Annotated in this window: 13 protein-coding genes; 4 read left to right on the top strand and 9 right to left on the bottom strand. The window is 40.7% G+C overall.

The genetic code is table 11. From position 1 onward, the window contains the following. Positions 1 to 9: 9 nt before the first annotated feature. Complete coding sequence (locus tag PSH41_RS19065) at positions 10 to 633, bottom strand: GTP cyclohydrolase II (RefSeq protein WP_024031598.1); 624 nt, start codon at positions 631 to 633, stop codon at positions 10 to 12. A gap of 455 nt (positions 634 to 1,088) precedes the next feature. Here PSH41_RS19065 and PSH41_RS19060 point away from each other — a divergent pair, with 455 nt between their 5' ends. Further along, on the top strand, positions 1,089 to 2,201 hold the full coding sequence (locus PSH41_RS19060; protein WP_154945180.1) for an energy transducer TonB: 1,113 nt from the start codon (positions 1,089 to 1,091) through the stop codon (positions 2,199 to 2,201). A gap of 43 nt (positions 2,202 to 2,244) precedes the next feature. On the opposite strand, the gene PSH41_RS19055 is transcribed toward PSH41_RS19060, so the two are convergent. Further along, complete coding sequence (locus tag PSH41_RS19055; RefSeq protein ID WP_024031596.1) at positions 2,245 to 2,694, bottom strand: low molecular weight protein-tyrosine-phosphatase; 450 nt, start codon at positions 2,692 to 2,694, stop codon at positions 2,245 to 2,247. A 34-nt stretch (positions 2,695 to 2,728) separates the two neighbouring features. Beyond that, a complete protein-coding gene (locus PSH41_RS19050; protein ID WP_004587507.1) occupies positions 2,729 to 3,235 on the bottom strand; it encodes a DUF3087 domain-containing protein in 507 nt (168 codons plus the stop codon). A gap of 145 nt (positions 3,236 to 3,380) precedes the next feature. Here PSH41_RS19050 and PSH41_RS19045 point away from each other — a divergent pair, with 145 nt between their 5' ends. Genes PSH41_RS19045 through PSH41_RS19035 form a run of 3 tightly spaced genes read left to right on the top strand, consistent with a single transcriptional unit; the run spans position 3,381 to position 5,201 of the window. After that, complete coding sequence (locus PSH41_RS19045; RefSeq protein WP_248442746.1) at positions 3,381 to 4,016, top strand: energy transducer TonB; 636 nt, start codon at positions 3,381 to 3,383, stop codon at positions 4,014 to 4,016. Between the two features lie 14 nt (positions 4,017 to 4,030). Next, on the top strand, positions 4,031 to 4,603 hold the full coding sequence (locus PSH41_RS19040; RefSeq protein WP_273589974.1) for a sigma-70 family RNA polymerase sigma factor: 573 nt from the start codon (positions 4,031 to 4,033) through the stop codon (positions 4,601 to 4,603). Beyond that, entirely contained in the window at positions 4,590 to 5,201 is a 612-nt protein-coding gene (locus PSH41_RS19035; protein WP_273589973.1) for a hypothetical protein, read from the top strand. Before PSH41_RS19040 ends, PSH41_RS19035 begins: the two co-directional genes overlap by 14 nt. Positions 5,202 to 5,256: 55 nt before the next feature. Here the strand turns inward: PSH41_RS19035 and PSH41_RS19030 are convergent, their stop codons facing one another. From PSH41_RS19030 to PSH41_RS19005, 6 genes are all read right to left on the bottom strand, one after another. Then, a complete protein-coding gene (locus tag PSH41_RS19030) occupies positions 5,257 to 5,898 on the bottom strand; it encodes a hypothetical protein (protein WP_273589972.1) in 642 nt (213 codons plus the stop codon). Between the two features lie 120 nt (positions 5,899 to 6,018). Continuing rightward, complete coding sequence (locus PSH41_RS19025; RefSeq protein ID WP_273589971.1) at positions 6,019 to 6,612, bottom strand: AlbA family DNA-binding domain-containing protein; 594 nt, start codon at positions 6,610 to 6,612, stop codon at positions 6,019 to 6,021. 318 nt (positions 6,613 to 6,930) lie between these two features. Beyond that, positions 6,931 to 8,673, bottom strand: coding sequence for a potassium/proton antiporter (locus PSH41_RS19020; protein WP_054983858.1), 1,743 nt, complete (start codon positions 8,671 to 8,673; stop codon positions 6,931 to 6,933). 174 nt (positions 8,674 to 8,847) lie between these two features. Further along, positions 8,848 to 10,224, bottom strand: a complete 1,377-nt coding sequence (locus tag PSH41_RS19015) for a Na+/H+ antiporter NhaC family protein (RefSeq protein WP_029773935.1) — start codon at positions 10,222 to 10,224, stop codon at positions 8,848 to 8,850. A gap of 187 nt (positions 10,225 to 10,411) precedes the next feature. Continuing rightward, on the bottom strand, positions 10,412 to 12,076 hold the full coding sequence (gene pbp4b / locus PSH41_RS19010; RefSeq protein WP_273589970.1) for a penicillin binding protein PBP4B: 1,665 nt from the start codon (positions 12,074 to 12,076) through the stop codon (positions 10,412 to 10,414). A 9-nt stretch (positions 12,077 to 12,085) separates the two neighbouring features. Next, positions 12,086 to 13,261 carry an exo-beta-N-acetylmuramidase NamZ family protein gene (locus PSH41_RS19005; protein ID WP_273589969.1) on the bottom strand — a complete coding sequence of 392 codons (1,176 nt, stop codon included), beginning with the start codon at positions 13,259 to 13,261 and terminating at the stop codon, positions 12,086 to 12,088. Positions 13,262 to 13,546: the final 285 nt, after the last annotated feature.

The following is a 13,546-nucleotide window of genomic DNA, read 5'->3' as shown; positions in this document are numbered from 1 at the left end:
ATTAAATAGTTAAGGTTTTTTAATTTTTTTAATATCTAACATATGTGCGCCGTGTTTTATTTTGGTTTCTAGGTAAGCTTTGTTACCTGTAAGGCCTGCTTTAATATGCGCATGGGTACCAATAACGGTGTCTACTTCAATGCCGGCATCTTTTAATGCATTAAGCTTTTTAGGGTTATTGGTCATTAATTTAACGTGGCTTAAATTAAGTGCGTTGAGCATTAATACCGCGTCCGAAAAATCACGTAAGTCGTCGGCAAAGCCTAAGTGGTTATTAGCCTCGTAAGTGTTCATACCTTGAGATTGCAGCACGTAAGCATCAATTTTATTATATAAACCAATACCCCGGCCCTCTTGGCGTAAATACAATAACACCCCGCCTTGCTCGTGCATCATTTCAATACACTCATTTAACTGCTCGCCACAATCGCAGCGCGATGAATGAAACACATCACCGGTTAAACACTCAGAGTGCATGCGAATAAGCGGCACATTTTGATTTACATCAGCATTGTTAAATACAAACGCAACGTGTTCTTGGCCGTCTTTTAAGCCACTAAAAGACACTATTTCTGCGGGAATATCACTATTTTTGCCAACATTAAGCTGGGCTCTTGCTCTTACTTGCGCCACGACAAATCCAAATAATTAAATAACTACGACACCATAAGGTGATAATATCACAAATGTTTAAAGTTAGATCGTAGTACACTAGGTTTATGGCAAATATATGGCGATTACACAGCCTATTTTCAATCTTAATATGCAATAAACTCCCACTACCTAGGGCTATTTCCCCAAAACAATGACAAACTTGAACGCATTTGCTATTTTAATTTTATTACTTTTACCACGCTGCTTATACATTAAGTTAATACACCGCACCTATAAAAAGCTAAAACGGTGTTACCTAGTTATCTCAGCAGGCACTATTAGTACAGTATAATGACGAAAGTTAGTTACAGCTTAGTGCACATGGGTATTAGGTAATTAGTTAGTTTTATAAGCAAGTGCCCACACAAAAGATAATGAAAACCATTATCACTTGTGGTATTTTGTTTCTAGATTGAACACTAATAGGGATTATTATGAAAGCACAACACCTCGCCTTAGTTATCGGATTAACCTTTACGGCTTTTGCAAGCCAGGCCAATGCAAGCCAAGTAAGCGATGATAAAGCCGCCTTTTCTGATGCATACCAAAGTTATTTAACGGCTGTTAAAAAAGACGAAAACATAGAGCAAGCAGCTAAACATGCCTATATTACAGGCCTTGCGCTTTATGGTGATAAAAGTGATAACACCGCAAGCCTTGCTATTAATTACGCCAAAGCAATTACAGCGCCGCGCTCTATCAACGACAAAAAAAATGTATCAGAGCAACGCTTCGAACTTTACTCGCAAGCCTATACAATACTGGCAAATAACCACGGTAAAAATGCAATAGAAACAATCGATGCCCTAATAGGCAAGGCTGAAAACACCAGCTCGGCCTATCAAGCCGATAACGATTACGACCGTATAATTGAAATAGCTAAAACACAAAACAACCCTAAATTTGTTGCCGACATGCAGTTTGAAGCAGCCTCGCTGCTTGCCAAAAAATTTGCTCATAAAAAATACCATAAAGCTAAAACACTGCTTAACCAAGCCGATGACTACTACCGTAATAACCTAGACGACAACACCGTAGAGCGCATTAAAGCCGACTTTTTAATGGCGTCGTTTGCTCAAGGTAAGAAAAAATACAATGAAGCCATTGAACGACTAAACCATGTTGTATCGGTATTTGATAACAACTTAAGCTTTGATCACAGCGCTGAGCTTACTGCGCACTCAAAGCTTGTTAACCTTTACGAAAAAACAGGCCAAAGCGAACAAGCCACTAAGCATTGTTTAGCAATTGCTAAAATGGTGCCGTGGAAAAAAACACAAGAGCAAACACCTATATATCGCAAAAACCCTGAGTACCCACAAAACAAAGCGCGCCAAATGCGAGACGGTATTGTCGTTGTTGAATTTGACGTAGATACCGCAGGCTTTGTTAAAAACCCAGAGGTAGTTAGCTCACAAGGGGGGAAAGAGTTTGAAAGGTCGGCACTTACGGCACTTAAAAAGTGGCGTTATGCACCAAAATTTGAAGACGGCCAACCCGTTGTTGCAAGCACGCAAGTACAGCTCGACTTTAAAATAGCCAGATAACACGCAAGGTATTATAGCGTCTTTTTTGTTCAGGTAGTTTTATTCAAAGCTTTGCGAGTATTTTATCGCTTGCGGCTTCAATTAAATCGAGCACATTTTCAAAGCCATCATCGCCGCCGTAGTATGGGTCGGGTATGGCGCTTTGGCTTTGCTCGCCGTATTCTAAAAACAATGCCAGCTTGTAATGTAAATGGGTGGGGCATTGCGCTTTTAAGTCAGCTAAGTTTTGTGTGTCGGCCGCTAAAATTAAATCAAACTCAGTAAAATCGCTGCTGCGAACTGGGCGCGAAAATATACCTTTAAAGCTATAACCGCGTTTTTCGCCTGCAGCCATTGAGCGGCTATCTGGCGTTTTACCTTCGTGGTAGCCAATAGTTCCTGCCGAGTCGACTTTTACCTCAACGCCTAATTTTTTAGCACGCGCTTTTAACACCGCCTCTGCTGTGGGCGAGCGGCATATATTACCTAAACACACTATCAGTACTTTTTTCATTAAGGCTCCTTCAGCTAATTTAACCACCTAGGCTTTAAAACTGTTTTAATATAGCCTCGTTATAGTCATCGGCATTTAAAGTCAGGTTATACTTGGCCGCCACACTATCAAGCTCCGCTTGTTTTATAGCTAACTCGTCCATAGTAATGGTGTTATCGTCAAGCTGCCATAAAAGCCGTGAGCCCGCATAACTATAATGAATCGCTAACAATGCATCGGCATTACCCTCGCGCCCTGCCGCTTTTAGCTTTGGCATTTTGCGGGTTATTTTATTAAGCGCTTGTTTAAGCTCCCACACATAGACCACTTCGGTCATAAAACTATGGGTACGGTATTTATTTAACAGCCAGCCAATGGCCAAACTTGTTATAACAACACCGGTTAAATTCCAATGAAAGTGACTCCCGCTTTCATCAGGAAACAACGCAATTAACGTTTGCGATATAGCCAAGCTGCCAACAGCTAAACCCGCCGCACACCCAGCAATTACCCTATTTAAATGTTTGCGGTAACGTGCTTTATCTATTTGTATGAGTTGCATAACAGCCTAAAAATTTAATAAGTAAAAATATAGCGAACGCTATTGTAACTAAACCCCGCAATTTTTATAAAATTATTTAACCCCTTTTTGATTTGCCCCCCGTTATAGCTTTTAAACAACCCAATAAGTTTACTCGGAGCGGCTTATGCACACACTTGAAGTACCCAATAATTCAGCATTTATTAAAACATCAACCGCCGTTATTGGCGGCGCAGTAATGACCTTTGCCGCCTTTGCATTTATGCAATACTTAATTAGTGGCGAGCAGCGCGCGCCTATAAAACTTGGCGACGATATTATTGTAGAGATTTTTCAGGCACCAGAGGATTCAAAAGTAAGGCATATACAAAAAATACAGCCACCACCGCCTGTGCCAAAAACGCCACCTAAAGCGCCACCAGTCGATACCTCAAACGACCCTGTAATAGCGATTAACGAATTAACACCAATCACTATTGATGATTTTGGAGATGACATAAATAGCACGATTAACCGCCCAACAGGCGATGCAACACCCATAGTGCGCATAAACCCAAAATACCCAACATCTGCTGCGCGCAATGGCATAGAAGGCTGGGTACAACTGAGCTTTAGCATTTCGCCCACCGGCGAAGTAATAAACCCAGTGGTAATAAACGCCGAGCCCAAACGTACCTTTGACCGCGAAGCAATAAGAGCCATAAAACGCTGGAAATATCGCCCCAAAGTAATAGAAGGTGTGGCACAATTACAAACAGATCAAACCGTACAGCTCGATTTTAAATTAGATAACTCTATTTAACGGACTAAACGCCTATGCTACTCAGTATTAAGTCATGGTTATTTGAAACGCCAAGCAAGGATTGCATGGCAAGTTACGCAAAAAGTGGCGACAACCGCTACTTAGAGCAGCTTATTGCCTTATTCAGTAACGATTTATATCACTACCTAGTGACGCAATCTAATACGCATTTAGCATACGACGTAAGCCAACAAACCTGGCTAAAAGTAATCGAAAAACGCCACCTTTACCAAGCGCAAACCACGCCAAAAGCGTGGTTATTTAAACTCGCGCGCAACACATTAGTAGACGAATACCGCAAACAGCAGCGCTTTGTAGAGCTTGACGGAAACACCCACCTACCCGCGCAGCAAAATGAGCAAGGTAATAACAATAGTATTAGCAATATAAATTACCAAGCGTTCGATAGCGCACTCAAGCAACTGAGCTTTGTTCAACGCGAAGCCATTACCTTACAACAAGAAGGCTTTAGCCTTGCCGACATAGCGCTTATAACGCAAAGCAACCATGAGAGCGTAAAAACAAGGCTGCGCTATGCCAAGCAAAACCTTAAACGTTTATTAGGAGCAAACAATGAACAAGCCTGATGAGCAGTTTGATCAAAAGCTCACTCAACACTACAAAGAGCGAAAAGCACGCACTACACTCAGCGCTTCCCAAAAAAAAGCGTTACTTAATAATGCCAGCCATAAAAAGCCCTCAAGGCTTAGTTTTACGCTACAGTTAACCAGCCTTGCCTGCGCACTGGGCGTATTCGCATTTATTGTATTTGATAACAGCAATGGCATTAACTACGCACCTAAAACGGTGCTTAACACTATCGATATTCACAACTACTCAATTATTAAAACCCACGAAATAAACCCATCAGGCAATTACACAAGCGCCATTACCGAGCAAAAACACGCACTCGATACTCAGCACGCTAATAGCTTGCGCTTACACCAACAACGCCACATAGAATACGGCACGCTCGTAAAGGTTGATAACGACTGGTTCATAGCCAGCTGTAATGACGAGGTACTGGTACAAATTAAGCAATCACTGCTCAGTGATTTAAAGGGTAAACATGCGGTAGAAAGTGGTCTAAATACGGGTGATATGCTGGCTATGGCGCATAACGGTAAAGGGCAGATAGTAGCGCTTAAACATGCTGGAGTTGGGGTTAGGCAGTGTGGGGCTTAGGAAAACAATGATAATTAAGAAAAATTACCATTGTAATAATTTTTAGTATCACTATTTAACTTTTTACTGAAAGCATGCTTTTGTCATCTATAAAGTCCTCAATATTATTGACGATTCCAATAGAATTAAACAGTTTGTATATCAGCTTAATCGAAAACTCAATCGAGGCTTTAGGAAAACCATCCTCTTCAACAATATCACTACCACTATAGAAAGGGCTACTATGCTTTATCATTGTTCTCTCGGATGGTTCAACAGGAAAAGATATATCTTTGTCAGTATTTAAAGGTATGGAAAGCTTTTTTATTCTTTCAATAAATTTTAATGAATCGATATAAGGTGAAGTGTAAAAAATATTCTTTAGATTAAATGAAGAGTAAAAATCCCTTTTATCTCCACGTAACTTTAATATATGTAAATAAACGTTAACTAGGCTAAAAAGAGCTGTACTAAATATTGAGTAATCAATTACTTTCAAATCTTTATAACCAGTGCCTATAGCAATATTATAAAACTTTGAAGCATGTTCATTTTTAGTACTACTCACCAATTCTTCCAAACTATAACTATTTAAAGGGATATCAAACCTAACAGAACCATCATGCCACCAACGTATACTTAAAGATGCTAAACTTGGATCATTATTATGTATCTGTCTAGCTATAAAGCCATCAACTGTAGAAGATACAGATTGCATAGGTGCATACATACACTTAATATTTTTATCAATATTAGTAGTAAACTTGGAAAACTCATCAAAAGATAATAACTTTGAGGGAGGTAATTGACTTTCCGAAGGCTTAATAAATATGTGCGCTCACTGTGATTCTGACTGAGAGGCGGGAAGTTCAGGAAGTTTATTTAAAAACTCAAGTACCGATCTTTTTTTTGCTTCACCTCTTTTCCACAGTTCATCAAGAATATATCTATCACTTTCCTCTTTTGGCTTAGACTGATCTGCTAACCGCCTATAGACTCTTCCTGATGAGTGTATATGTGGCGTATTATGGCTCATCGGAATACCGACAATTACAATAGCTTTATCCTCATCTAGTCCAATTTCAGGTGATGGACCATAAAACACTTTTTCTTCATATAAAACTTCTGGATTAATATGAGCTGAAATAGCCTCTCTGAGTTCGGTAGATATTTTTTCTACCTCATCTAAAGAAACGCCTAAGAACTTCTCAGCAGTCCTTTTACCATTAGAACTTTCATCAATGCCAATAATTAACCAACCTCCATATTGATTTGCAAAACCTGATATATGCTTGGCATAGTCAGTTATTTTTAATCCTTGGCGCTTATAATCAATGTACCAGCCTTCGGCAACCTGCTCTAGCCTCTTTAAATCAGTATAATTTAATTTATCTAACTTATTCTTAAATGGGTAATATGAGTAATTTAGCAATTTGTCTTCCTTAACTTTTTTATATGTATATCATAAATTTTCTCATACTGAATTAATACTTATAGGCAATAACAAAGTCGAGATATTTTTATCGTTAATTTATTATCTATGGTTTTATGATGGGTTAACAAACATTTATAAAGTCTATTATAAATATTAAATTGCGGGCTAACGCCCGACGCGCCAGCAAGCTGTACGCCTACAACAAACACTACATATAATTAGCCTTGGGTTTGCTCATTGCATCGGTGATACGTTGGGTTTCGTGTCACTCAACCCAACCTACGTCACTAATATCTTATAAATCAGCGTTAATGGTTACTGCTTTAAAAGTCGCTGTTCTGGATTGTGTAAGTACTTTAAGCCGATGGTCACTATACGTGTATGTACCATTGTTATAACGCGTAGTTGAACATTACCAATAACCACAATTGAGCCTTTACTGATTTCTCCTGAAAGCTTTTGGTTGATCACCTCTTCCAAGCTTATGCCCTCTGGGGCGTCTATTTTCATGTGGTATGAGTAAAATATATCGCCTACTAGCGTAACCCCTTTCACTTTAAGTTCGTTGCGCGCTAAGTGGCTGTCTTGGTGGTTTGTTTTATCGGTTGCTGTAAAAACTAAATCAACAAAAGGTCTGTTAGCGGGTTTTAAAACAACAAATAAATGATCGTTTGGTTTTAATTTAGTAGAGCCGCGTGGCGGTATGATTGAAGGCCCTCGTGTGATCATGGCTACAACTACACTTTCTGGCAGTGCAGCATGAGACAAACTGCGCCCAGAAACGCGAGAAACCTCACTTAACGTATACTCTACAATTTCTATATCAATATCGTTTAGGGCGGTAATTTCGAGCGTTGCAGCTGCTAAATCGGGTGGCGGCTCTATTAAACTTAACTTTTTAGCCATCCAAGGCATAGTTGAGCCTTGCAACGTGGCCGAGATTAACACCACGAAAAAAACCACATTAAAAATAAGCTCCGCCCCTGAAAGGCCAAACAACAGTGGGAATATAGCTAAAATAATCGGCACTGAGCCTCTTAGCCCCACCCAAGATACAAATAAAGTTTCGCGATTATTAAAGCCAAATAATTTTAAAATTGGCGCTACCGCTAGTGGGCGAGCAACAAGAATAAGTGCCAGTGCAATTAACAACCCTTCTAGCCATACATCAACCAACGACGAGGGGTTAATTAAAAGCCCTAACACAACAAACATGGTTATTTGCCCAAGCCACGCTAAACCATCGTGAAACAGAAAAATGCCGCGTTTATATACAAATTTACTGTTACCTAAAATAACGCCGGTTATAAATACAGCTAAAAAGCCACTGCCGCCAAGCGTTGCAGAAAGGCCAAAAGAAAGCAGCCCAAATGCGGTTACCATTACTAAATACAAACCTGATGCATTTAATTTTATTCGATTAATAAACCACACCGACACCTTACCAATTAAAAACCCACAAACGGCGCCTACGCCCATTTGCTGGGCAAATAACTGCAGTAAACCCAGCCCTATTGGCATGTCGTTAACTAGCATTTCGAGCAAACCCACCGTTAAAAAAATAGCCATTGGGTCGTTCGAGGCACTTTCTATTTCAAGGGTTGATTTAAGTTTTTTATTTAAGTGAATGCCTGCACTTCGTAAAAGTGCAAATACGGCAGCGGCATCTGTAGAGCCCACAATAGCGCCCAGTAAAACGCCTTGTAATACGGGTAGGTCTAAAATATAAGTGGCGACAAGGCCGGTAATTACAGCCGTTAAAAGCACCCCGACCGTAGCTAAAGCCGAAGCAGGTTTCCACACTTGTTTAATAGAGCTGGTTGGCGTTTGTAGCCCACCATCAAATAGAATAATAGCCAGTGCTAACGTGCCCAGAGCATGCGCAGCCTCTGCGTTATCAAATGATATACCTGCAATACCGTCTTCACCTGCAAGCATGCCCACCAGTAAAAATAGCACCAGCACGGGTAGGCCAACGCGCGCAGATAGCTTGCTCGAGATAACCCCTAGTAAAATTAAAATGGCACTAACAAGAATGATATTATCTATTACAAACATAGTGTGGGTTTACAGCCTTGTATAAGTTAAAAAGTAAGAATTTATAGCTATTAAAAAGCTTAAAGCTCATGCCATACAATAACCTAAAAAATATAAATACGGGTACTTAACTGCATATTTAAAACAAAAAAGCCTGCGATTAAGCAGGCCTTTTTGTATTTAAACGAGCAAATTTTATAACACAATTATGCTTGTTACTAAATACGCTATAAACGTCAGTGCGCCGCCAAATAACGCATATGGTAGCTGCGTTTTAACGTGGGTGAGTAAGTCACACCCCGAGGCGAGTGCCGATACAGCGCTGGTGTCGGATATAGGGGAGCAGTGATCGCCAAATATACCGCCGCCTAAAATAGCGCCTACCACCAGTGAAGGTGGTAAACCGAGTGCTTGAATAAGCGGTACACCAATAGGAATAAGTATGGCAAATGTGCCCCACGAGGTACCCGTAGTAAACGACATAACCGCGCCGGTTAAAAACAGCACTGGTACAATTAAGTAAATAGGTAGGTAATCGCCCACTAGCGATGCGACAAATACGCCCGTGCCTAGCTCTTTTAAGCTTGCGCCCAGTGTAAGTGAAAGCAATACAATGCTCACCAGCGGTAATAACTCGCCCATGCCTTTAAAGCCGGTGTCGACTAATTGATGGTGAGTAAATTGGCGCGAGCTAATCATTAAAACATATGCAACCACAATGGCTAATACCGTTGCGTATAAAACCGATTTAGAGCCGCTGCCTTCTGCAAGTACGCCGTTGCCGGTGTAAAACATAAAGCCTACCATGCTCACAATTAGGGTAAGTAATGGCACTAGCATGTAACGCGCTTTAGAGCCTTTTACTTCTTCTTTTAGGTCAGTTTTTTGCAGCTCTAGCTTTTGCTCGGCTTCTTTCATTGGGCCGTGTACTTTATCAAACGCGATAGTGTAAAACACAATGACTAACGTGATAATGGCGTAAAAGTTATACCCTACGCTGCCCCATAAAATAGAAACTGCCGATTCGCTTAGCTCGTAATTGCCAAGTAAACCCAGTACAAATGCGCCCCAACCGTTAAGTAATATTAAAATACACACCGGTGCACTGGTACTATCAATAATATAAGCAAGACGGGCTCGGCTCATTTTAAACTTGTCGAACAAGCCACGCGATACAATACCTGAGGTTAATACGCTGAGGTTTGACTCTATAAATACCGCGATGCCGGTAAACATGGTTAAAAAGCCAACTTGGCGCTTACTTTTTGCAATGCCTTTATTCATTAGCATATTAACGGTGGCTGCTACGCCGCCTGATTCGCGTATGTAGGCAAGCAAGGCACCAATCATAATACTAAATATTAAAATGCGAGTGTTACCCGGCGAGCTGGCTACCGATATTATGCGCTCAATGGTATTTAAAAATGTAGCAAATAAGGTATTACCCTCGCCTTGTATAGCGAGTAAAAATTCTGATGAAGCCACGGCCACCAAAAGTGCCATTATTACTTCTTTTCGCCAAAATACGATAGCGATAGCAATGAGCGGCGGTAATATAGAATACCAAGACATAAATTAACCTTTATTAATAGCGAAGTGCGTTCGCTTTATTCACGTTGAAACGCTTATTTTACAGGCCGTTTTAAAAATGTGGCCTGAATTTGTAAACCGCTTAGCTTAATGGATTGGCTTAGTTAAGTCACCTGCAAATAAATCACTTAAGGCACTGCACTTAGGCCGTTTTAGCCTAAACGATAATTTATTGATTTAGTAGTGCTTCGTAAATAAGCGATACCACCGAGCCATATTGCGCGGTCTCATATTGCTTGCCCAAAAATTGGTAGTGTTTTTGCCCGCCTTTTATTTTTGTGTGCCGCGCATTGGTCAATAAAATAATGGCTAAGTCGTAGGTTGGATCAATAACCGTTACTGTGCCCGTCCAGCCGGTGTGACCATACGCTTGTGCACTTGCATAAGGGCCAAAATGCCAACGCCTAGCTTGGCTGTAACCTGCAAGCCTAAAGCCTAGGCCATAGGTTTCGTTGTTTAGTTGTGGCGTTACAAACTGCGTTAAGGTTGATGCGCTAAATAATTGGGTATTGCCAAAGCCACCTTGGTTTAATAGTACTTGGCAAAGCACAGCTAAATCGGGTGCGTTACTAAATAAACCGGCATGCCCTGCTACGCCATTAAACGAATAAAATGCTCGCTCGTCGTGCACTTCGCCTTGCAAAACATTGGTACGAATATTTTCAAAGGTAATACGGCCATCACGAGTGTTGCCGCTAAGCTCGGTTGCTGCAAATTCAGCGCGTTTAAAGCCCTTTTTAAGTGGGTTAAATACCGTATTGGTCAGTTTAAGTGGGGCGTAAATGTGTTGCTCTAAGTAGTCATCAAGTGGTTGCCCGGTTATACGCTCAACCAGTACGCCTAAAATCATGTAATCAATATCGGAGTAAACGGCTTGTGCGGGGTATTTATTGCTCAGCGGTACTTGCGAAAGTAACAACTGCTTTGTGGTTTGGCTATTTTGCGAAAAATACGCATCGCCATTTTTAGCACCTTTACGATGAAAATCAAACACAGGTGGGTAACCCGCTGTATGCGTGAGTAAATTTTTAACTGTGCGCAGCTCGCGGCCATCACCTTTGTATTCGGGTAAGTAACTTTGTACGGGCTTGTTTATATTTAAAAGCCCTTCACTTACAAGTTTCATAAGGGCAAAATTAGTGGCAAATATTTTGGTGTTAGAGGCTAAATCAAACAGAGTGTGTGTTTGCATTGGCTCTGGGCGTAGTAGCATTAAATCACTTTGCTGGTACTGTTTGGCATCGCCATAGGCACTAAGCTTTATGAGTTCGCCACTTTTAATAACGGCCAATACCGCACCAGGAAAACCAGCTTGTATGTCTTTTTCAATAAGGGCATCGACCTGGCTAAAGTCTATATTACTTTGCGCAGCGGTATTTAAGGTTGGAAACTCAAAGCGCAAGGTAAGGCTTGCGCCTTTAGGTTTAATATTTTCAACCTTAAACGTATTTACCCCGTTGTGGGTGCGCCTTGCTAGCGAATACTCATATAAAGTATTGGCGGCTAATTGGTTGGTAATATTAAGCTTTTGGTTATTTATAAAAATATCGGCGCTAATAGCGTTATTATTTTGAATTAATAACTGCCCTCGCCCTTTATACGCTTTAAATGTGCCACGGTTATTTACGTACTCACGGCTGCTTGGGTTAGCCTCAGGAAAAGTGACAATAACTTGGGCGTTTGGAAGCGTTACTAATTTGCTTTGCTTAAGTTCACTTGCTGTAAACTCATTTGGCTTATTTGCCGTACTGCACGCTACAAGAGTAACACTAACAAGCGCCAGTAAAGCCGTTTTAAAACAGCTGCTTAATTTTTTGTTTATTACTAAAGCCATTTATACCCCTTACTTGTACAGCAAATACGGCGCTCGTTGCTTTTTAAATGCTGCAAGCCCTTGCTGCCAACTTTGTTTTATTTGCCGCTCTGATTGCCCTGCTTCAATAGCTAACCGTAGTTTGTTGGTACCAGCCAATTTATCCATAAAATCAGCGCGTTCAAAAAAGGTAATATTGTTTTTAGATAATTTATTATAAGCCGTAATTAAATAACTTAAATCAAGCCCACGCGTGTTTGCTGTGCGTAGATCGAGCCCTTTTACAGGGGTATTTTTAAATTTAGGGTTTGCTGCCGCCCCTTTTATCGAGCGCGGTGTAAAACTAAAACCCCCAAGCGCAACGGGCGAGTAGCCAATTACTTGAAACGCAAAGTCGGTGCCTCTGCCAATACTTACAGGGGTTGCTTCAAAAAAGCACAGCGACGGATACAGCGCAATTGATTGATCGTTAGGTAAATTAGGGCTGGGTTTTACAGGTAAATTGTAGGATGTTAAGCGCGTGTAATGATCAACTTGGATCACAGTAAGCTTTAAATCAGCCGCTTTATTGATCCAGCTTTCGCCTTTGATCATTTTTGCAAGCTCGCCTACCGTCATGCCGTGCAGCACGGGTATTGGGTGCATGCCTACAAACGATTTAAATTGGCGCTCAAGTATTGGCCCATCAACGTAGGTAATATTGGGGTTTGGCCTATCAAGCACAATAAACTCAATACCTTGCTCGGCTGCGGCTTCCATCATGTAATGCATAGAGCTTATGTAGGTATAAAAGCGCACGCCCACATCTTGTATATCAAAAATAATAGCATCTACTTCGCTTAGAGCCTCAGCGCTTGGTTTTTTGTTTTTGCCATAAATAGAAATAAGCGGGATACCAGTTTTGCTATCAACCGCATTTTTAACATGGGCTCCAGCGTCGTGATCGCCTCTAAAGCCATGCTCAGGTGCAAAAATTTTGGTTATGGTTATATTTTTAGTGAGTAAAGCATCAACCAAATGAGTATTTTCAACAAGCGATGTTTGATTTACCACAAGGCCAACACGTTTATTTTTTAATTGTGGTAAATAATGTGCGTACTGCGCAGCGCCAACAATTGGCGTTGTTTGAGCTGTGTGAGCCTGCGCGCCCACATTAAAAATAGTGATAAATAGTAAAACAAAGGTGATGAATACAGCTTTAAACATACAGCAAGATCCTTTTAAACAAGGTGTTTAAAATACCACAGCTTAAGTTAAAGAGCAGTGAATGGTTTTGAGCTGTACATAAGTAACTAGAAGCTGCGCTTCTAACGTGAGCAAGCTCTACGTCTACGACGATTAAACTCAGGGTTTAAAGTTTTCCCGTAGATACCATCTCTCATTTTAAGCTTCAAGGTCGTACTTAACTTTCTTGGAGCTTAAACTCTTCTTGGTTTTTTATTACACCAAAACATATATGAATGAGCTTTCTCATATTCGCACATACAGCTT

This window comes from Pseudoalteromonas sp. CST2, from assembly GCF_028599385.1.
Taxonomy (GTDB): domain Bacteria; phylum Pseudomonadota; class Gammaproteobacteria; order Enterobacterales; family Alteromonadaceae; genus Pseudoalteromonas; species Pseudoalteromonas atlantica.
This window is presented reverse-complemented; position numbering and strand designations above follow the sequence as displayed.

Excerpts from the sequence above, each read along its gene's own strand:
- PSH41_RS19060 (WP_154945180.1), top strand. The coding sequence starts at position 1,089 with ATGAAAGCACAACACCTCGCCTTAGTTATCGGATTAACCTTTACGGCT.
- PSH41_RS19055 (WP_024031596.1), bottom strand. The coding sequence starts at position 2,694 with ATGAAAAAAGTACTGATAGTGTGTTTAGGTAATATATGCCGCTCGCCC.
- PSH41_RS19050 (WP_004587507.1), bottom strand. The coding sequence starts at position 3,235 with ATGCAACTCATACAAATAGATAAAGCACGTTACCGCAAACATTTAAAT.
- PSH41_RS19045 (WP_248442746.1), top strand. The coding sequence starts at position 3,381 with ATGCACACACTTGAAGTACCCAATAATTCAGCATTTATTAAAACATCA.
- PSH41_RS19040 (WP_273589974.1), top strand. The coding sequence starts at position 4,031 with ATGCTACTCAGTATTAAGTCATGGTTATTTGAAACGCCAAGCAAGGAT.
- PSH41_RS19035 (WP_273589973.1), top strand. The coding sequence starts at position 4,590 with ATGAACAAGCCTGATGAGCAGTTTGATCAAAAGCTCACTCAACACTAC.
- PSH41_RS19030 (WP_273589972.1), bottom strand. The coding sequence starts at position 5,898 with ATGCAATCTGTATCTTCTACAGTTGATGGCTTTATAGCTAGACAGATA.
- PSH41_RS19020 (WP_054983858.1), bottom strand. The coding sequence starts at position 8,673 with ATGTTTGTAATAGATAATATCATTCTTGTTAGTGCCATTTTAATTTTA.
- PSH41_RS19015 (WP_029773935.1), bottom strand. The coding sequence starts at position 10,224 with ATGTCTTGGTATTCTATATTACCGCCGCTCATTGCTATCGCTATCGTA.
- pbp4b (WP_273589970.1), bottom strand. The coding sequence starts at position 12,076 with ATGGCTTTAGTAATAAACAAAAAATTAAGCAGCTGTTTTAAAACGGCT.
- PSH41_RS19005 (WP_273589969.1), bottom strand. The coding sequence starts at position 13,261 with ATGTTTAAAGCTGTATTCATCACCTTTGTTTTACTATTTATCACTATT.